The sequence below is a fragment of the Pontivivens nitratireducens genome, assembly GCF_014235845.1.
GTDB classification, from domain to species: Bacteria; Pseudomonadota; Alphaproteobacteria; order Rhodobacterales; family Rhodobacteraceae; genus Pontivivens; species Pontivivens nitratireducens.
Map to the genome: position 1 here is coordinate 53,430 of NZ_JACJUQ010000003.1, position 18,097 is coordinate 71,526.

Below are 18,097 nucleotides of genomic sequence, written 5' to 3' on the forward strand. Positions count from 1 at the left end.
CGCGGCCTGACACCGAACCGGAAAGGTCTGCCCGCAACCCCGCGCCAATTTCGGCGCGCAAAGAAAGGGGACTACCCATGAGAGTTCAGGTGAGTGGAAAGCAGATTGATGTCGGTGAGGCGATGAGGAACCACGTTTCCGAACGTATTGAGGAAGTTGCAGGCAAATATGCCGGACGCGCGACCGAGGCGACCGTAACCTTCTCAAAGGATTCTCATGAGTTCAAATGCGATGCCTCCATGCACCTCTCGACGGGTATGACCACCCAGGCGACCGGGCGGGCGAGCGAGATTTATGCCGCCTTCGATTCGACGGCAGACAAGATGGAAAAGCAGCTGCGCCGCTACAAGCGCCGCCTGAAGGACCATCACAAGGATCGCACCGACCCGATCGAGATGATCGGCGCCCCGTCATACGTGCTGGCGAATCCGATGCATGAGGAGGATGACGAACCCGAAAGCCTGCAACCTGTCATCATCGCGGAAACCAAGACTCCGGTCCTGACGCTATCCGTGGGCGAGGCCGTTATGCAGATGGAACTTTGGGGAACGCAGTTTCTGGTCTTCCGCAACACTTCACATGGCGGCGTGAATGTGGTTTACACCCGCGACGACGGGAATATTGGCTGGATAGACCCCAGAACGATGTCCTGAGAATTGTCTTTTGCAATGTGTTACAGGTGTGCTGATGGAGCTGCTGAATATATTGAGCTCTGACGCGGTTCTTGCCGGCCTGAAGGTTGGCAGCAAGAAGCGGCTGTTGCAGGAAATGGCCGCCTTCGCTGCCAGTCATGAGGGCAATCTGTCGGCATCGGAATGTCTGGATGCATTGCAGGAGCGTGAGGCGCTCGGACCTACCGGCATGGGGGGCGGTGTTGCCATCCCCCATGCGCGACTGGAACAGCTGGACCGCGTGGTCGGCTATTTCGCCCGTCTGGAAAAACCGGTCGATTTCGACGCGGTGGATGGTCTGCCGGTAAATCTGGTGTTCATGCTGCTGGCACCCAAGGAAGCGGGAGCCGAGCACCTGCGCGCCCTCGCACGGGTGTCGCGCACACTTCGCGATCCACGCATTTGCGAGAAGCTGCGCTCCACCGATGATACCTCCGCGCTCTATTCCATTCTGACCGAGCCTGCCGCCTCTCGCGCGGCCTGATCAGGCCTTCCTCCAATCGCTGAACCCGAACTGAAGGTAATCGCGCCCATAGGCGGCGCGACATTGTGCCTCGATCTGCGGTGTCCAGATTTCGTCGAGGGTGAACAGATGGTCCTGCTCTGACTTGCGCAGAACGCCGTTTCTCACGTCACCGAGGGAAAACCGTTTCTTCAGATAAGCCGCCCCCGCGATCAGATCTTCCTCGCGCAATATCAGGCTCAACGTGATGGCGGAGGAAAACCCCTCGATGAACTCGTATTGCGGGGCCCACAACGCATCCACCCGCATCGGGGTGCGGCCTGCCAGATTGGCGCGTAGAAAGTCCAGGAATGCGACGAAACTCTCCCTGTGACGCGCCACGTCATAGCCCGAACGCTCCAGCGCGGCACGATCCGTACTGCCCGCCGCCGGCAGATTCATACCGTAGCGTTCCTGCGCGTGGGTGCGGATGCGCGGAAAGATGTCCTCGTCCTTGTTGCCGAAGAACTTCGTCATGAACACATCATAGGCCCGGGCAACCGGATGCCGGACACAGGTGAAACAGACATTGCCGGGATGGGTTTGCAACCAATCCGTCAGCGCCCTGCGATTTTGCGGCGAACCGAACGGGGGGAAGGTTTCCATCATGGTGGCGAAATTGTCCCGCTGTGGGTCGCCGCCATCGATTCCGTACAGCCAGCGATGAACCTGCTCGTTCGGCCCCCCCGGTATCGCCGCATATAGCAGCGGGGCACGTTGCGTCATGTGCATGAACCGCAGGCCGCCGGCCCGGTCGCTTCTTGCGCCCTCACCGGTCCTGTGAACACCCCCCTCATCGCGCAGCAGGTCGAGCATCTCCGCGTAATTCGCGACCTTCTCCTCCAGCGGGCCGGGATTCTGGCGCAGGATGCCCGCCTCGACGGACTCCAGACGTTCATCCACCCCCAGCCAAGTGGCGAGACCGTTGAGCACGGCCAGGTCCGAAACGTCACTGTAGTCGATGGCAAAGGCCGTCTGACCGCTGACTTTCAGGCTGTGATTTACGCGCGCGTAGAAACTCTCACTCTGGGCGAGGTAATCGCGGTATTCGGCAATGTCGAAGTGGATTCGCGTGCTGCGCCGCGCGCGTTGCTTCATCAGCATCCACTGGTCGGTTTCCTTCGCGATCTTGAGCGACACGAAACTGTCCAGCGGATTACGGCGGAGTACGATCTTCGCGGCCGAAGGGTCTTGAAGCACAGCCGAAGTGGCCTGCGGGTCGTGCCCGTCAAACAGCCGAAAACCTGAGAGGGTGTCACGCTTGCCGATCGCTACCATAGCGTCGATCAACGCCATCGGATCGGCATCCCGCTCAGCCGTGGTCATACCGAAATCGGTCTGATTTGCAGGGCCGTTTATGAAGGCGGGGTTGAACAGCTCCCCATGGCAGGTGATGGAGGGAAACTGGTCCAGACTGCGCTGAAGTAGGTTTGATCCGGTGCGCATCATCCCCAAAATAGCGAAGTAGCGGTACGGAGCGCCTGTCATCAGGCGGTTTCAGGTCGTTTGAACTGACTCACGTTCGTATGCGAGGCCTGCTGGTTGGAAATCTGCACCCCCTCGACCGGCATGTTCAGGGCAAGTTCGCCCAAGCCGTGCTCATGCCGCATCGTGGGCAGAGATTCGACATCGGTCAGTTTCCCGCCCTCGATCATGGCGGCGAGTGCGTTGAGTGGCAGGGCGGGATCGGCCATCACCTCCCCCAGGGTCCAGCTTTGGACGTTTGCGCGAGTCTCCGCTCCCTCGATCTCCTCGATGTGCTTTTTTTCGAGAAGTTTAAGCCGCATCGTGCGCCGCCGAAACTGGGCAGAAGTCTCCCCCGGGTTCGGGGTCATGCCGACGGCCCATGCACCCTTGATGAACAGGATGTTTGCGTTCGGGTCCTTGAGCAGGAAGGATGCAATGCGCGTGCTGTCCGACACATGGAACTGAAAGCTTTGCTGCCTGTCACGTGCGTTCCAGATCAGATTGGTCAGAAACTGTTCCGTATTCCAGTCACGAATGCGGGGATTCGCCACGATACCACCCGGCATGACCTTGGCGTCATCAGCGAATTTCACCGCGTCCTTTGCGAACAAACGATCATGTACGAGGGGCAACCCCAATGATTTCTGCCATTGTGTGATCCCCTGATAGACGAAATCAAAGCCGTCCAGAACCAGATAGGGGCGCGCGGTCCGGTGCTGCCGTTCAAAGGCCTGTACGGGAAAACGGCTCTGCATCAACAGGCCGGGGCGCCCGAGACAGCGATTTTCACGGCCTTCGTTCACCAGAACCTTCAGAGATCCGCCGCGCGGTCTGCGGGCGGCAGCCATCGGTTCCACCCCACGAAGGTATTTATTGTAGAGGCCGGTCGCCCCGTGCCAGATCTTGCGTGCGAAGAAATGTTCCTCATCCCGCTGCAATAGATGCGCATGATCGTCGTAGAACGTGAACGGTATTCCCTGCGGATCGAATTCGGTCAGGCACAGCGACCGGTTAACCAGAGTTCGGGAATGCGTGCGGACCATGGTTTGCACATAGGATTCATCGACGATCCAGCACTTGCGGAAATAGGCGTCCGTCTCCCGCTTTTTCGGATCGTCCAGGATGCGCCGCAAGGTGCCACGCGACAGCGTCCACCATTGTGAGCCGACCGCGATCTGCAAATGGGCGGGAACGGTGCGGTTCACGCGCAGCAGACGCTGGATATCCACCGCCCGGTCGAAAAGCCAGCGGTTCGAGCGCCAGCCAAACGGGAAGTACAGGGTGAAGCGTTCCTCCGACAGGCCCTCATGCACCCAGTCATCTACGCCGATCAGCCGGCTTTCCACAAAATCCGTATCGGGGTTCGCGGCGAGGCAGGACTTGAGCTTGTCGAGCGACTGGATCGGCAGGCACGAACCGCTGATCAGGCAAACGTGGTCTATATCCTCGAAGGTATCTATCAGCAGGCGCGATGCCTCCATCGCTGCATTATGAAGAGCGAAGGTGCCCCATTCACATCGTTGCCGGGCCGCGAAGATCGTGCCGGTGTCCGAAAGGGCGGACTTCAACGCCTCGAAATCGTGGGAGGGTGCCTGAAGATCGACATGGACCACAACGCGACATCCACCCGACGCGAAATAACGCGCCAGCTCCTCCACCCGGTACAGGTGGTGGTGTGCCATGATGCAGATACCTACGGTCACGTCATCCCCTTCAAATCCAGCTTCCGGAGGACATCAATCCGAGCTCCTCAAGTTGTCGCCATCCGGAATATTCAACCGAACCCTCAGTCCAGAACGTACCCTCGACTGAAATTGTTTCGCGGTAGGCCTGGTATTCACGCCCGCCAGCGTAATGCTGCTTGCGCTCCAACTCTTCCTCGACCTTCTCACTCATCAAGCTGAGAAATTTGGCGTGAAGAAGGCAGCCTGACGGCTTCTCCCCGCCCCATTCGTCGAAAACCCTGTTCAATCCTCGTGGCAGCAGACTATGTGTCGAGCTGACGTATACGTAACCTCGTTGCCATTTTACCAATGGAATCTTGTTTAACGCCGGGGCACAGGCGGGTTCGTAGGCAAAAATGTCACGCATTCGCGGCCCCCCCTGGATCCACAGGTTTCCGTGCCGACGATCCCGGCGAATCAGATAATTTCCACTATCGAACCAGCGCAGTATATCGAACGGATTCTGTCCACTTTTGTAATGCGTTTCTGAAATCGGACCCTTTGAGTACATGTCCAGCAACATGGCACTGAAAGACTTGACGGAAGATGAATCGAGCCAGTCCGTCAGGGCGTTCAGCGGTCTGACATCCGAATGGGGAAAGACGAGGAATTCGTCCACGTCCACCGTCAGCGTCCAGTGGTCGTGACCGTATAGCGCCAACAGACCGTTCAGCCAGTCACACCCGAATCTCGATTTTCGGTAGCTGGCACCGGTCTGCCAGAGGGACACATCCGTCTGCTCGCTGAGGTATTCGGCACTGCCATCGGTCGAACCGTTGTCGACGATCAGAAAGTGTCCAACACCCATCTTGCGATAGTAATTCAGAAAATACGGCAGCCTCTCGATCTCGTTGCGCAAGGTCGAAAAGAGCAGGATGTCACCGGACGCGATCATGTCGGTCCGGTCCATGGTGGAGGAAAGCTCCCTGCGTTTGCGGCGTGCGCGCAGTTGCAGGCGACGACGGCGTGTCCGCAGGAACATTCGGTTCAGGATGCTGAGAATTTTCATGTAAAAAGGGTCATCCGCCGAACATCAAGGCCCTTAACATACGCGCGGATTCGATCCATGGCGACCAAAGAACTTTTGGTTGATCAGTACTTGGGTGGTTTTCCTTCAGACGTCCGTCGATTGCAAGGTGCCACGCCTCACTGTTGTTCGGGGTAACATAGCCGATGGCATCGCCGTGAATTTCACGCAGTTCCGGCAGATCGCTCGCCAGAACGGGCAGACCTCGCACCCGCGCCTCCATTACGGGCAGCCCGTACCCTTCGGCACGTGAGGGAAACAAAAGCGTGTGCGCGGCGGAAATCTCGGTCGCGATTTGCAGATCCGTGGCCTCCGCGATTTCGGTGACACCGGATGGCCGGGCATCGAGCCGGGCGAAGGTTTCGGCGTTGCGCCAGCCGCGCCGCCCCACGATATGCAGATCCGCCACCGGCGCGAACTGGTCCCAGATATCCAGGATCGTGGCATGCCCCTTGCGCGGTTCGATCGTGCCGATCATCAGCATGACGGGGCGCGGGCGCGGGTTTCGCTCCATATCCGGCAGGTCGGTGGCGCCCATGGGCAGAACGGCGTGACGCTGCCCCTCGTTTCGCGAATAGCGACTGAGCCATCGGGCTTGCCCCGCCCTTGTCAGATGCAAAACCAGATCGGCCTGTCCTGCCGTCAGGCGCATCGTCGTGGCGAATCGGGCCGCCGGGCGGGGGCGGGACCATTCCGGATGGTTGAGCGGTATCAGATCGTGAACCAGAACGGCCAGGCGCCCGGCGCGCGCCTTCCACCGCGCCACTTGTGCTTCATCGGGAAGGGTGTGTCCGACACAGACCAGCCATTGACCGGCATGGGCAGGGCAGGGGAGGCCGCGCGCGCCCCGGCCATAGGTTTTGCGCAATCCGCTCTCACCACGGCGTCGCGCCTCGTCGCGCCAGTATTGCAGTCGGGCGATTCCGTCGAGCGGTGCCGGTTGCAGGATGCTTGTGCTGATACGCGGCCCGTCAGCGCTCCAGCACCTTCGACCGCTGCGCACCAATCCGGTGACGGGGCCAAGCTGCGACAGGGCGTTGAACAGCGCGGTTTCGACCCTGTCTATGCCGGTGGGATTTGCATGGTCGCGGCGTGAAAAGCTGCGCGTCAGATCGAACAGGACCGCAACCATGCAGTATCCGCCTACTTCGCGGTGGAGGACACGGAATTCAGGTCGAGCGTGCTCAGGAAATCGGCGAGCTCTTCTCGCAGATCATTGCGTGACAGGCCGAACGCCACCGTTGCCTGCAAATACCCCGCCTTTGATCCGCAATCGAAGCGTTGCCCCTCGAACCGCTGGCCATAAACGCCATCGGGTCCGTCGATCTCAGCCGCGATCGCATCGGTGAGCTGGATTTCGTTGCCCGCCCCGCGTTCCTTGCGGTTGAGGTTCTGCAGGACCCGGGGCGTCAGGATATAGCGACCGATCACCGCCAGGTTCGAAGGCGCATCCGCGACCGAAGGCTTTTCGACCATCCGGTCGACCTTGGCACGGGTGCCGTCATCCTCGGACACGCCCAGAATGCCGTAGGACGAGACTTTGTCGTTGGGAACATCCATCGCGGCGACCACGTTTCCGCCGGTCTCCACATGCGTGTCGACCATGTCGCGCAGACAGCTTCGCCCGCCCTGGATCACGTCATCGGGCAGCAGAACGGCAAAGGGTTCGTCACCGATCAGACGGCGGGCGCACCAGACGGCATGTCCCAGCCCCAGGGCCTCGCGCTGGCGGACATAGGCGATGGCACCGGAATCCATATTCGTGCGCTGCAATTCTTGCAGCAGATCCGATTTACCCTTGGCTTGCAGGGAGCTTTCCAGTTCGGGTGCGCTGTCGAAATAGTCTTCCAGACTTTGCTTGCCGCGTGCGGTGACGAAGATGAAATCGCTGATGCCCGCGTCGCGAGCCTCGTCGATCGCGTATTGAATCAACGGGCGATCCACAAGGGTCATGATTTCCTTGGGAATCGACTTGGTCGCGGGTAAAAATCGCGTGCCGAGTCCTGCCACGGGAAATACGGCCTTCGTCACCTTGCGTTCCATGATCTGCAATCTCTCCGGTTGATACACGTTTATAGTTGCGCGAATTCAGCTTCGCCTCAATGCTGCAACGCATCAATTGCCGAAGTGGTATCAAATTTTCGGACAATCTGCCACTTTCTATCCATCCTGTATGAAATCTTCGCGACGGTCGGTCGCTCAAGCTTCAGGACGAATGCATCGCCACGACGGTTTGACAGGATCAGATGCGTGTAGTCGCGCAGCGGCGCTGTCCTTGCCACTTCACGTTCCAGCATCGCGGACCAGCGCGGCCACCGGTTGCCGGCCCGGAAGACTCCACCCCTGTGATGGAAGTACCCGTCCGGGTGCCATTTCACGCAGAGAGGCCTGTTCAGCCATATTTGCGTGATCACAGTGACTTCGAATCCATGCAGGCTCAGATCACGGGCAAGGCGTCGCGCGGACCTTCGGCTTAGGATGCGCGGTGCGATGGCGACCCGTATGGAATCGGGGCGCGGGTCGGCGGGACCGGCGACGGAGGCGGGAATGTCAGCGCGGTCTGGGGCGGGGTCACTGGCCTTCTTCAAGGCACCCTTCAGCGCCTTCAGCCGCGCGGCGACACCATGGCCGGACAGCAGGCCCAGATCGTGCAATCGCAGCAGGCGGCGGCGCTGATCCCGCACCATGTCCTCTGCCTGGCTACAATCCGGCGAATGGCTGCGCGCGAATGCGGCCACGCTGCGCCCCAGTTGCGTGAACCCCGCGACGGTTGTTCCGGCCCCCCGGATCGCGTTCGATCTGGTGGCATGATGGACCACCGCACTGGGGATCCACCGTGTCCGCCATCCTGCGTCGTGCAGTCGAAGCAGCATGTCGGTTTCGTCCAGATAGTAGGCGAACCGCGGATCGAAGCCCCCGATTGCCGTGATCGCCTTGCGCCGCAGGGCCATATTGGTGCCGTTCAACTTGCGAAATGGCCCGTCGGGGGTGTCGCGGCCCCGGCGGTCGAAGCCCATCTCACCCCATTGTTCGCGCACCCCGTCAGGGCCGAGGACCGGGCCGCCGACGGCTCCGACCTCGTCCGTGTCGAAGCCGGCGAGCAACTGCGACAGCCAGGACGGCTCCGGCACCGCGTCGTCATCGCAAAAGGCGATGATCTGACCCGTGCTCGCCATCAATCCGGCATTTCGCGCGGTGGCGACGTTCGCTTCGTCGTGGCGCAGCCAGTGCACGGACAGGTCGCGTGGGGCCGGGGCGTCGGACACCACGATGATTTCGGGCTTGATGTGACGCTGCCGTTTGAGCGCCTGCAAGGTCAGGCTCAACGACCAGGCACGGCCCCGGTTTGCGACGATGACGCTGACCGAGGGGGTCATGCGCTCAGTCCAGATCGTGATCGCGCAGGATCGCCTCGATCCGTTCGACATCCACGGGGTTGTTCAGCTCCCAGAACGCGCGGCCACGGGCATCGACCTCGACACAGTGCACGGGAATGCCGTTTTCCATGAAGCGCAGTTGCTCCAACCCCTCCCATGCTTCCAGCCGCCCCTCGGGCCAGCCGGAATAGGCCGCCAGCGCTGTGGGACGGTAGGCATATACGCCGACATGATGGAAAACCGGGTTGTCCTCCCCCTCCGCGAAATCACGCCCGGTATATGGAATGACCTCTTTCGAGAAGTACATCGCCCGGCCCGCCCGGTCGAACACGGCTGTGGTGCCGCCGACACGATCATTGCGGCGATCCTCACGAAACCCGCGCAGGGCCATGGCATCGGTGCGCAGCACGGGGGTGGCCACCTGCATTTCGGGATCGGCTTGCATGGCGCGGATCAGATCCTCGACGAACCAAGCGGGTGTCAGCGGCGCGTCGCCTTGCAGGTTCACCACGATATCAGGGGGCGTAACCATGGCGGCGACCGCCTCGGCGCAGCGCTCCGTCCCGTTTCGCGCGGTGGTGGAGGTCATCACGACCTCCGCCCCGAATGCGCGTGCATGATCCGCGATCCGCGCGTCATCCGTGGCAACGGCGACACTGTCCGCCCCCGCCACCGACAGCGCCGCGTCCCAGCTGCGCCGAATCAGTGATTTCGCCTGCCCGGACGCGCCTACCAGCTCGACCAGCGGCTTGCCCGGATAACGGGTGGAGGCATAGCGCGCGGGGATCAGGATCAGGACGGACATTACGCCTCCAGCTTCAGTTCGGCAGGGGCCGCGATGAAGAAGGGGTTTTCGAACCCGGACTTGCCATAGGCCAATGGCGCATGATCGTCGAAGCGGACCACCGTGCCACCGGCCCCGCGCAGCACCGCGTCGCCCGCTGCAGTGTCCCATTCCATCGTGCGGCCCAGCCGGGGGTAGAGGTCCGCCTCACCCGCCGCCACGAGGCAGAATTTCAGCGAGGATCCCGCCGCGACCAGCTCATCCACATCGTATTTTGCGATGTAATCATCCGTTGCCGCATCGCGATGCGACTTGGACGCCACGATCCGCAGCGCGCCCGAGGGGGGGGCGACGTTCATCGGCGACACCGGACCCGGCTCCGCGCCGAACGCGCCGGTTTCCTCGACCGCCTGTCCGGTCGCATCGGTATAGAACAGCCGCCCGACCGCCGGGGCGTAAACGACGCCCCGCGTCGGCACGCCGTTTTCAACCAGTGCGATGTTGACCGTGAATTCACCCCGCCGCTGCACGAATTCCTTCGTTCCGTCCAGCGGATCGACGATGATAAAGGTCGAAACGTTCTGCCCATGCGTGGCGGATTGTTCTTCGGTCACGAGGGCGATGTCTGGGAATGTCGCGCGCAACCCGGCGGAGATCAGGGCATCCGCGGCCTCATCCGCCGCCGTTACCGGGCTTTCGTCGGACTTGGACCGGACGTCGAAATCGTCAGTGCCGTAGATGTCCATGATCGCCGTGCCTGCTTCGATGGCAAGCCGACGAAAGGTTGCGGTAACGTTTTCGTAGTCCATGTCATTCATCCTCGTGCGTTGCGGGACATTCGACCCGCTTGTGGTGTATGAGATACCTACCGTCTTCTGACAAGGACCGGACACGATGCCTCGTTTCGAGAAATACCACCGCGCCACGACGTTCTGGGAATCCAGTCTCAGTCTGATCGAGCTGATCTACATCTCCATCGTCCGGTCCTTTCGCACCGCGACGGGCGGATCGTTTCTGGGATTTGCCGGGCTGTTGGTGCAACCGCTGATCCTGTTCGTGATGTTCTACCTCATGTTCGAGGTTTTCGGCCGCAGTCCGGTGATCCGCGGTGATTTCCTGTTGTTCATGATGACGGGCATTTTCCTGTACCGCGCCCATATTCAGGCGGTAACGACGCTCAAGGGTGCCAGCCATGCTATGTCGGGCATGATGTTCTACGCCAAGACATCGACATTGTTGAGCATTCTGGCATCGGCGATCAACCAGCTCTACATCGTCGTGCTGTCGATCATCGTGATCATGGGGACCTCCTACCTGGTCCGGGGCGAGCTTGAGGTCTACAATCCGTCGGGCATGTTGCTGCCGTTTTTTCTGGCATGGGCCAGCGGTTTGGCGGTCGGATTGATGTTCATGGCGTTTTCGCCCCTGGCACCGAAGTTCATTCCGATGCTCTATCAACTCTACAGGCGCGTCCAGATGATCACGAGCGGCAAGATGTTCGTGGCCAATATGATCCCCGCCAGCATTCTGCCGTTCTTCACCTGGAACCCGTTGTTCCATGCGATCGACCAGGCGCGGGGGCAGGCCTTCATCAATTATGTCCCGAAGAAAACCAGCATGGAATACCCGCTTTACTTCACGCTGGCGGCGCTTGCGCTCGGCTTCGTTGTCGAGTTTGCGCTGCGCGCGCGCCAAAACTACGGAATGGAATGACCTACCAGATCACGTCGCCTTGTTTCTTGAAATGCGAGGCCATGAACTCGACGAAGGCCCGCAGTTTCGGTTGCGGGAACCGGCCCGGCGGATAAACCGCGTAGATTCCCAACTGCGGTTTGCGCACGTTCGGCAATATTTCCACCGTGCGGCCCTGCGCGATGGAATCGCGAATGATGAATGTCGGCACGGAAGATATGCCCAGCCCCGCCTCCACCGCGCGCAGCAGTGATTCGCCATTGTTGACCGTCAGCTTTCCGCCGGCACGCACCTGTTTTTCCACGCCGGTTTCGCTGACCAATCGCCAGAAATTGCCGGTGGACAGGTTCGAGTAATGCAGCAGATCGTGCGCCGCCAGTTCGTCGATGGTTTGCGGTGTTCCGCGCCGGGCCAGGTATTCGGGGGATGCGACCAGCAGGCCGGTCGCCGCACCCAGCTTGCGCGCCCGCAGACTGGAATCCGGCATGTTCCCGATGCGGATTGCCAGGTCGAAACCTTCGGCCACCAATTCCACGAAACGGTCGTCCATCGTCATGTGGATCGAGACGTCCGGGTATTGCAGCAGGAAGGCCGCCACCGCCTCGGACACGTGGGTTGTACCGAATCCCACAGGCACGGACAGGCGCAATTCGCCGCGCGGTTCGGATTGCATGGCCGATACCATGGCGTCCGCGTCGCCAGCCTCGGACAGGACCCGCCCTGCCTTGTCGTAATACGCCAGCCCGATTTCCGTCGGGCTGACGCGGCGTGTCGTGCGGTTGAGCAATCGCGCGCCCAGCCGGGCCTCCAGGCTGGACACGTGTTTCGAGATCGCGCTTTTGGAAATATTCAGCTTGCGCGCGGCATCGGTGAAGCCACCTTGATCCACCACAGCGATGAACGCTTCCATTTCCGCCAGACGATCCATGCGATGCTCCGTTCATGTACCTGCATCACAAAGGGATCCCCGTGCGAATTGTCAACGCAGCGATGATCACGCCGTGCGGCTGGGACATGCGTTCAGTTGCAGGGCATAGGCGCCGGACATCATCTGAACCTGCGACGCGGCGTTCAGCAGGAACTCCTTTTGCCAGTACGTCCCCTGCGCAAATCCGCGATGCCCCTCGTGATAGGCGAGGTAATGCGCGAAACTGTCGGTGAAGTCCAAACCGTTCTGGCGGCCCGTCTGGGTCATGTACCAACCGACGAAATCCGCCGCGTCGGCAAAGTTGTCGCGCCGGGCGTTCCGGTTGCCTGACGACTCCTTGTACCAATCCCACGTCGCATCGATCGCCTGCGCGTAGCCATAGGCCGATGTCGTGCCCGGACTGGCATGTTGCTGGAACCGGCTTTCCCGCCACATGATCCCCATCATCACCGGCACCGGCGTGCCATAGCGCAGCGAGGCCGTCTCCACGTCCGAGCGCCAGTGCGGACGCTCCGCGAAAATCGCGCAGATATTGAGTGTATTGGTGGGCGCATCGCCGCGCTGGGCGACGGAACCTTCATTACGCCCGCCACAGGCAGCCAGAAGGGATAATATCGCGATACCCGCCATGCGGGCGAAGGGGCTGAACCTCATAATCGTCACCTGTAACTGTCACTGCTCGACGAACCCTTTGCGGGTCTCTGCCGGGATCATAGCACGACTTTTGCGAATGCGCTCGGCGATCTTTGTCACGTAACAGCGCGGGGCGGGCGGAACCGGCCCTGCGCTGGACACTCCGCGGCACAGTGCCTATCACTCGGCTGATCGGAAGGGGTGCGAGCATGGAGATGAAAGTAGCGAAATTCGCGATAGGACAGGTGGTGCGCCACCGGGTTCATCCGTTTCGCGGCGTGATCTTCGATGTGGACCCGGAATTCGCGAACTCCGACGAATGGTGGGAATCGATCCCCGAGGAACACCGTCCTCGCAAGGATCAGCCGTTCTATCACCTGTTCGCCGAGAATGAGACGAGCTACTACGTGGCCTACGTCTCCGAACAAAACCTGTTGCAGGATGAGACGGGTGAGCCTGTCGATCATCCCGATGTCGGCGGCATGTTCCACACCCTAGAAAACGGTCGTTACCACATGTGGGGCGGCACGCATTAGGCGTTTACCGAACGTTAAGACATTTGTCGTTTTCTACCGGCGGGGGCCTCTGCTGGAGGATGATCTATGCGCGAAATCTGGTCTGATCTGCGCCGTGCGGAGGGGTTGGTCGTATGGTCGGCCCTGATCCTGTTTTCCGTGGGGGTCTGGTTCGGGATCATATCTTTCGCGTTACGTCTCATCCTCGCCGATCCATCCTGACCAATCCGTGCCCCCGGCCGGGGCCCTGGGGTCAATATCCCAGGGCGCAGCCGTCCTTGCGCGGGTCGCTGGCCCCCTCCAGAACGCCATCGGAATGGATGCGGATGGCCTGCGCGCCGCCGATCGCCGTTTCGGGGGACACGACATCATGCCCCTTGCCGCGCAATGCGTCCCAAACCTTGGGAGCGTAGCCGTTTTCCAGCTCCAACGGTCCCAGCGCGCCAAAGCTGCGGGGCGCATCTATCGCCGTCTGCGGGTCCATGCCGTAATCCACGATATTGGAGATCACACGCGCATGACCGTTGGGCTGATAGGCCCCGCCCATCACGCCGAAGGGCATTTCGACCCGTCCGGTCCTCTTCAGCATTGCGGGGATGATCGTGTGCATGGGCCGCTTGCCCGGCCCGACCTCGTTCGGATGCCCCTCGACCAGCGAAAATCCGGCCCCCCGGTTCTGAAACCCTATGCCGTATTTGGAGGAGGCCAGACCGGACCCGAAACTGTGAAAGATGGAATAAATCAGGCTGACCGCCATGCCGTCACCATCCACGACGGTGATGTAGATCGTATCCTTGTGCACCTGTTCGGACAGCGGGGCGGGGGCCGCCATAACGGAGTCCATGTCGATCAGGGCGGCCAGATCGCGCGCGGTTTGCTCGGACAGCATGTGGTCCAGCCGCGTCGTGTGCCCGGCATCGGCAATGAAGCGATTTCGCGCGTCATAGGCCAGCTTCGCGGCTTCGGCCTCCAGATGGGCGCGGTCCGCGCCGAACGGGTCCATCGCGGCGATATCGAACCCTTCGAGCATCTTGAGAAGCAGCAGCGCGGTTGCCCCGGACCCGTTCGGCGGCAGCTCCACCAGCTCCGCCCCGCGATAGGTGCCCGTCACCGGCTCCACCCAGTCGCAGGCGGTTCCGGCGAAATCCTCCAGCGTGTGGGTGCCTCCCATCGCCCGCAGCGAATCGACCATATCGGCAGCCACGTCCCCCTCGTAGAATCCGGCACGACCCTTCTGGGCGATCTGGCGCAGCACATGGGCCTGACCGGGGGCGCTGAACATCGTTCCGGGCTTCGGCGGCTTGCCGTCGATCAGGAAATGGCTGCGGGCGTCCCCGCTCAGATTGTCGGCCCTGGCCCAATCGTCAGCGACGCGCGGAGCGACGGGAACGCCGGCCTCGAAATAGGGAATCACAGGCTCCAGTATCGCGGCCATCCCCAGTTTGCCCATCGTCTCGGACAGGGTGCAGAACCCGTCCACCGCACCGGGAACGCTGACCGCATCGACCGAATAGACCGGCACGCTGTCATGCCCCGCGGCCCGCATCGCAGCGGCAGAAATTCCCGCCGGCGCACGACCCGAGGCGTTCAGACCCCGAATCTTCCCCTGATGTGAGACCAGCGCGAACATGTCGCCGCCCAGCCCGGTCATCTGCGGTTCACACAGGCCCAGCAGAACGGCACCCGCGATTGCCGCATCGACGGCGTTTCCACCGCGTTTGAGCGTGTCGATCGCCATGCCAGCGGCCAGCGGGTGCGAGGTTGCGCACATGCCGTTGGTTGCGAATACGGGGGATCTGCCGGGTAGGTGAAAGTCGCGCATGGGCTGCCTCGTTTGGATATTCCACAGGTCGGACCTGCATTCTTGCGTCATGCTTATCAAATGTCTGGGAATGTGCGACACACGGAAACGACCCGTATTCAGTTTGGGGGCATGAAATTGAGCCGTCCCGTGTATCACGGATTTAATAGAGGTAAAAAAAGTGGCCGGAACGTGGAGGAAATCGTACCCTTTCACGCCAAGATTGCGGCGCGATTGCCTTAATCGCCTTGGGGTGCTTGTCGTGCTGGCAAAAGGGAATAATCTTGAGCCATGAACAGCGTCACCCCCATAAACGGCCCGCGCAACCCGGATGAGGTGGTCAGCTATCACCGGACCGAACTGAACGTAATCCTGTCGCTGTACGGCCGAATGGTCGCGGCCGGGGAATGGCGCGACTATGGCATCTCTGCCTTGCGGGACGTGGCGGTCTTCTCCGTCTTTCGCCGCGCGGCCGAATATCCGCTTTACCGGATCGAGAAGCGGCCCAAGCTGGCGCGCGCGCAGGGCATGTATGCGGTGATCGCCATGGACGGCCAGATCCTGAAGCGGGGTCATGACCTGAAAACCGTGCTGCGGGTGTTGGAGCGAAAGCTGATCCGCGCCGTGGACGACTAGCCCCGAAGCATCAGGCCAAGCAGATCAAGCCCCGCAGTTCAGGCCCTGCGGGAGCGGTTGCGGCGGATCTTCGATTTCGTCAGCTTGCGCTTGCCGCCGCCCTTGCGCGGGCCGCTCTTGCCGCGTGGCATGGCGCGATCCTCGACCGACAGCAATTCGAACAGCAGGCCGCCCGTCACGGGAACCGCTTCCTCCAGCCGCACCGTTACCGGCATCCCAAGCCCTATCACCCGGCCCGAACGGTCGCCCATCAGGGTTTGCGTATCGGGATCGTGGCTCCAGTATTCGTGGCCCAGCCTGCTGATCGGGATCAGGCCATCGGCACCGGTTTCGTCCAGCTTCACGAACAGGCCGAAACGGGCGACGCCGGCGACCCGGCCCTCGAACTCATTGCCCACCCGCTCCGCCAGATAGGCGGCGAGGTAGCGGTCGGTCGTGTCGCGTTCTGCCAGCATGGATCGCCGCTCGGTCTGGCTGATATGCTCGGCCGTCTCCTCCAGCCTTTCCTCATCCAGCGGGCCAAGCCCGTCATCCCCCCATTTGTGAGCCGAGATCAGCGCCCGGTGCACGATCAGGTCGGCATAGCGCCGGATGGGAGAGGTGAAATGCGCATACCGCGCAAGGCTGAGCCCGAAATGCCCGAAATTTTCCGCCGCGTAATAGGCCTGCATCATCGACCGCAGGACGGAGACGTTGATCATCTCCGCATGTTCCTGACCCGCGCTGTCGTTCAGCAGCGCATTGAGATGCGCGGTTCTGAGCACCTGCCCCTTGGCCAGCACCATGCCCACGCTGTCCACGACCTCACGCAGCTGGTCCAGCTTCGCGGGGGAGGGTTCCTCATGCACGCGGTACAAGAGCGGGCGCTGCTTGCGTTCCAGCGTTTCGGCGGCGCACACATTCGACAGGATCATGAACTCCTCGATCAGCTTGTGCGCGTCGAACCGGTCGCGGAACGCGACGGAGGTCACTTCGCCCGCGTCGTTCAGGATCACCTTGCGTTCGGGCAGATCCAGATCGAGCGGCGCACGGTGTTCGCGCGCCAGCTTCGTCGCCTCATAGGCGGCCCAGAGCGGGCGCAGCACCCAGTCGAGCAGGGGTTCGGTCCGCTCCGTCACTTGCCCGTCGATCGCGGCCTGCGCCTCCTCATAGCTGAGCGAAGCAGGTGAGCGCATCAGAGCGCGGGTGAAGCGATGCCCGATCTTGCGCCCCCCCGCGTCCAGTTGCATGCGCAACGCGATACAGGGGCGGTCCACCCCCTCATGCAGGCTGCACAGATCGCCGGACAACTCCTCCGGCAGCATCGGCACGACGCGGTCGGGGAAATAGGTGGAATTGCCGCGCTTGCGCGCCTCCGCATCCAAGGGGGAGCCGGGGATGACGTAATGCGCCACATCCGCGATGGCGACCCAGACCACATGCCCGCCGGGATTCTGCGGATCGCTGTCCGCCTCCGCCGCGACGGCGTCGTCGTGGTCGCGGGCGTCCGACGGGTCGATGGTGATCAGCGGCAGATGGCGCAGATCCTCGCGCTGGCCCAGGCTGACAGGCTTGGCCTTGATCGCCTGCTTGACCACGTCGTCGGGAAAGGCATCGGGGATGCCATGTTCATGAATGGCGATCAGGCTGACGGATTTTGGGGCGGCGGGGTCGCCCAGCCGGGCGCTGATCCGGGCCTTTGGCAGACCCATCCGGTCGCCGCGCCCGATCTGCTCACCCTCGACCAGTTCACCGTCGCGCGCGCCGTTGCGATCACCGGGTTGGACCACCCATTCGCGGTCGGCCTTCTTGCTGATCGGAACGATGCGCCCGCCGTATTCCTGCTGGCGAAAGATGCCGAGCACCTTTTGCGGGCCGGAACCGACCTTGCGGATCACCTTGCCGAAATAGCCGTGATCGCCGCGGTCGATCTTGACCAGAACCTGATCGCCCTCTCCGACGGCCTTATCCCCGCGCCCCGGCGGGATGGAGACGCGCGGCTTCGCGTCCTCACTGTCCCATTGCAGCGGTTCGGCCCACAGATCGCCGTCGCTGTCGGGGGCCATGACGCGCAGCACGGCCACGGGCGGCAACTCACCGGCCTTGTGGAACTTCTTGCGGCCCTTCTCGATCAGGCCCGCCTCGGTCATTTCGCGCAGGACACGCTTCAACTCGATCCGGGCATTGCCCTTGATGCCGAACGCGCGGCCGATCTCTCGCTTGCCGCTGGCATTGGGATGCGCGCGGATGAAATCGAGGATCTGCTCTTGGGTGGGGAAATCTTTCATGCAGTCGCCTTAGCATGAAGGGAAAGCGGACACGAGAGCGCCCCGCCCGCGAATTGCGGACGGGGCTATCATT

18 protein-coding genes are annotated in these 18,097 nt (G+C 61.7%); 6 read left to right on the forward strand and 12 right to left on the reverse strand.

Features of this window, described 5'->3' with window-relative positions; translation table 11 throughout:
• The first annotated feature begins 77 nt into the window (after positions 1-77).
• The gene (gene hpf / locus H1S03_RS04750; protein WP_185803396.1) at positions 78-653 is read left to right on the forward strand and encodes a ribosome hibernation-promoting factor, HPF/YfiA family; all 576 of its coding nucleotides are present in this window, start codon (positions 78-80) and stop codon (positions 651-653) included.
• A gap of 34 nt (positions 654-687) precedes the next feature.
• Positions 688-1,155 carry a PTS IIA-like nitrogen regulatory protein PtsN gene (ptsN, locus tag H1S03_RS04755; protein ID WP_166188614.1) on the forward strand — a complete coding sequence of 156 codons (468 nt, stop codon included), beginning with the start codon at positions 688-690 and terminating at the stop codon, positions 1,153-1,155.
• On the opposite strand, the gene H1S03_RS04760 is transcribed toward ptsN, so the two are convergent.
• The 8 genes from H1S03_RS04760 to cysQ are packed head-to-tail and all read right to left on the reverse strand — an operon-like array spanning position 1,156 to position 10,361.
• Entirely contained in the window at positions 1,156-2,661 is a 1,506-nt protein-coding gene (locus tag H1S03_RS04760; RefSeq protein ID WP_185803397.1) for a nodulation protein NodH, read from the reverse strand.
• Positions 2,661-4,322 (reverse strand): beta-1,6-N-acetylglucosaminyltransferase, encoded by a 1,662-nt coding sequence (locus H1S03_RS04765; RefSeq protein WP_221892597.1) that lies wholly within the window; start codon positions 4,320-4,322, stop codon positions 2,661-2,663. The genes H1S03_RS04760 and H1S03_RS04765 overlap by 1 nt, the downstream gene beginning before the upstream one ends.
• 31 nt (positions 4,323-4,353) lie before the next feature.
• A complete protein-coding gene (locus tag H1S03_RS04770; protein ID WP_185803399.1) occupies positions 4,354-5,373 on the reverse strand; it encodes a glycosyltransferase family 2 protein in 1,020 nt (339 codons plus the stop codon).
• A 10-nt stretch (positions 5,374-5,383) separates the two neighbouring features.
• Positions 5,384-6,523 carry a glycosyltransferase gene (locus H1S03_RS04775; protein ID WP_185803400.1) on the reverse strand — a complete coding sequence of 380 codons (1,140 nt, stop codon included), beginning with the start codon at positions 6,521-6,523 and terminating at the stop codon, positions 5,384-5,386.
• A gap of 11 nt (positions 6,524-6,534) precedes the next feature.
• The gene (galU, locus tag H1S03_RS04780) at positions 6,535-7,434 is read right to left on the reverse strand and encodes a UTP--glucose-1-phosphate uridylyltransferase GalU (RefSeq protein WP_185803401.1); all 900 of its coding nucleotides are present in this window, start codon (positions 7,432-7,434) and stop codon (positions 6,535-6,537) included.
• A gap of 56 nt (positions 7,435-7,490) precedes the next feature.
• On the reverse strand, positions 7,491-8,819 hold the full coding sequence (locus H1S03_RS04785; protein ID WP_185803402.1) for a glycosyltransferase family 2 protein: 1,329 nt from the start codon (positions 8,817-8,819) through the stop codon (positions 7,491-7,493).
• Positions 8,773-9,573, reverse strand: a complete 801-nt coding sequence (locus H1S03_RS04790; protein ID WP_185803403.1) for a 3-deoxy-manno-octulosonate cytidylyltransferase — start codon at positions 9,571-9,573, stop codon at positions 8,773-8,775. The genes H1S03_RS04785 and H1S03_RS04790 overlap by 47 nt, the downstream gene beginning before the upstream one ends.
• Complete coding sequence (cysQ, locus tag H1S03_RS04795) at positions 9,573-10,361, reverse strand: 3'(2'),5'-bisphosphate nucleotidase CysQ (RefSeq protein WP_185803404.1); 789 nt, start codon at positions 10,359-10,361, stop codon at positions 9,573-9,575. Before cysQ ends, H1S03_RS04790 begins: the two co-directional genes overlap by 1 nt.
• An 85-nt stretch (positions 10,362-10,446) precedes the next feature.
• Between cysQ and H1S03_RS04800 the strand changes: the two genes are divergently transcribed.
• Complete coding sequence (locus tag H1S03_RS04800) at positions 10,447-11,265, forward strand: ABC transporter permease (protein ID WP_185803405.1); 819 nt, start codon at positions 10,447-10,449, stop codon at positions 11,263-11,265.
• Position 11,266: 1 nt separating this feature from the next.
• Here H1S03_RS04800 and H1S03_RS04805 read toward each other — a convergent pair whose 3' ends face one another.
• Together H1S03_RS04805 and H1S03_RS04810 are read right to left on the reverse strand one after the other, a co-directional pair.
• Positions 11,267-12,172, reverse strand: a complete 906-nt coding sequence (locus H1S03_RS04805) for a LysR family transcriptional regulator (RefSeq protein ID WP_185803406.1) — start codon at positions 12,170-12,172, stop codon at positions 11,267-11,269.
• 66 nt (positions 12,173-12,238) lie between these two features.
• Complete coding sequence (locus H1S03_RS04810) at positions 12,239-12,826, reverse strand: transglycosylase SLT domain-containing protein (protein WP_185803407.1); 588 nt, start codon at positions 12,824-12,826, stop codon at positions 12,239-12,241.
• Between the two features lie 188 nt (positions 12,827-13,014).
• Here H1S03_RS04810 and hspQ point away from each other — a divergent pair, with 188 nt between their 5' ends.
• Entirely contained in the window at positions 13,015-13,341 is a 327-nt protein-coding gene (hspQ, locus tag H1S03_RS04815) for a heat shock protein HspQ (protein ID WP_166188638.1), read from the forward strand.
• Between the two features lie 66 nt (positions 13,342-13,407).
• Positions 13,408-13,542, forward strand: a complete 135-nt coding sequence (locus tag H1S03_RS17630) for a hypothetical protein (protein WP_283810334.1) — start codon at positions 13,408-13,410, stop codon at positions 13,540-13,542.
• A 31-nt stretch (positions 13,543-13,573) separates the two neighbouring features.
• On the opposite strand, the gene H1S03_RS04820 is transcribed toward H1S03_RS17630, so the two are convergent.
• Positions 13,574-15,142 (reverse strand): gamma-glutamyltransferase family protein, encoded by a 1,569-nt coding sequence (locus H1S03_RS04820; protein WP_185803408.1) that lies wholly within the window; start codon positions 15,140-15,142, stop codon positions 13,574-13,576.
• Positions 15,143-15,412: 270 nt separating this feature from the next.
• Between H1S03_RS04820 and H1S03_RS04825 the strand changes: the two genes are divergently transcribed.
• Positions 15,413-15,757 carry a DUF2794 domain-containing protein gene (locus H1S03_RS04825; protein WP_185803409.1) on the forward strand — a complete coding sequence of 115 codons (345 nt, stop codon included), beginning with the start codon at positions 15,413-15,415 and terminating at the stop codon, positions 15,755-15,757.
• 38 nt (positions 15,758-15,795) lie between these two features.
• Here H1S03_RS04825 and rnr read toward each other — a convergent pair whose 3' ends face one another.
• Positions 15,796-18,024: a ribonuclease R gene (gene rnr, locus H1S03_RS04830; protein ID WP_185803410.1), complete on the reverse strand. Its 2,229-nt coding sequence runs from the start codon at positions 18,022-18,024 to the stop codon at positions 15,796-15,798.
• Positions 18,025-18,097: the final 73 nt, after the last annotated feature.

Coding starts and splice junctions, on each gene's coding strand:
- hpf (WP_185803396.1), top strand. CDS start 78: ATGAGAGTTCAGGTGAGTGGAAAGCAGATTGATGTCGGTGAGGCGATG.
- ptsN (WP_166188614.1), top strand. CDS start 688: ATGGAGCTGCTGAATATATTGAGCTCTGACGCGGTTCTTGCCGGCCTG.
- H1S03_RS04760 (WP_185803397.1), bottom strand. CDS start 2,661: ATGACAGGCGCTCCGTACCGCTACTTCGCTATTTTGGGGATGATGCGC.
- H1S03_RS04765 (WP_221892597.1), bottom strand. CDS start 4,322: ATGGCACACCACCACCTGTACCGGGTGGAGGAGCTGGCGCGTTATTTC.
- H1S03_RS04770 (WP_185803399.1), bottom strand. CDS start 5,373: ATGAAAATTCTCAGCATCCTGAACCGAATGTTCCTGCGGACACGCCGT.
- H1S03_RS04775 (WP_185803400.1), bottom strand. CDS start 6,523: ATGGTTGCGGTCCTGTTCGATCTGACGCGCAGCTTTTCACGCCGCGAC.
- galU (WP_185803401.1), bottom strand. CDS start 7,434: ATGGAACGCAAGGTGACGAAGGCCGTATTTCCCGTGGCAGGACTCGGC.
- H1S03_RS04785 (WP_185803402.1), bottom strand. CDS start 8,819: ATGTCGAACGGATCGAGGCGATCCTGCGCGATCACGATCTGGACTGAG.
- H1S03_RS04790 (WP_185803403.1), bottom strand. CDS start 9,573: ATGTCCGTCCTGATCCTGATCCCCGCGCGCTATGCCTCCACCCGTTAT.
- cysQ (WP_185803404.1), bottom strand. CDS start 10,361: ATGGACTACGAAAACGTTACCGCAACCTTTCGTCGGCTTGCCATCGAA.
- H1S03_RS04800 (WP_185803405.1), top strand. CDS start 10,447: ATGCCTCGTTTCGAGAAATACCACCGCGCCACGACGTTCTGGGAATCC.
- H1S03_RS04805 (WP_185803406.1), bottom strand. CDS start 12,172: ATGGATCGTCTGGCGGAAATGGAAGCGTTCATCGCTGTGGTGGATCAA.
- H1S03_RS04810 (WP_185803407.1), bottom strand. CDS start 12,826: ATGAGGTTCAGCCCCTTCGCCCGCATGGCGGGTATCGCGATATTATCC.
- hspQ (WP_166188638.1), top strand. CDS start 13,015: ATGGAGATGAAAGTAGCGAAATTCGCGATAGGACAGGTGGTGCGCCAC.
- H1S03_RS17630 (WP_283810334.1), top strand. CDS start 13,408: ATGCGCGAAATCTGGTCTGATCTGCGCCGTGCGGAGGGGTTGGTCGTA.
- H1S03_RS04820 (WP_185803408.1), bottom strand. CDS start 15,142: ATGCGCGACTTTCACCTACCCGGCAGATCCCCCGTATTCGCAACCAAC.
- H1S03_RS04825 (WP_185803409.1), top strand. CDS start 15,413: ATGAACAGCGTCACCCCCATAAACGGCCCGCGCAACCCGGATGAGGTG.
- rnr (WP_185803410.1), bottom strand. CDS start 18,024: ATGAAAGATTTCCCCACCCAAGAGCAGATCCTCGATTTCATCCGCGCG.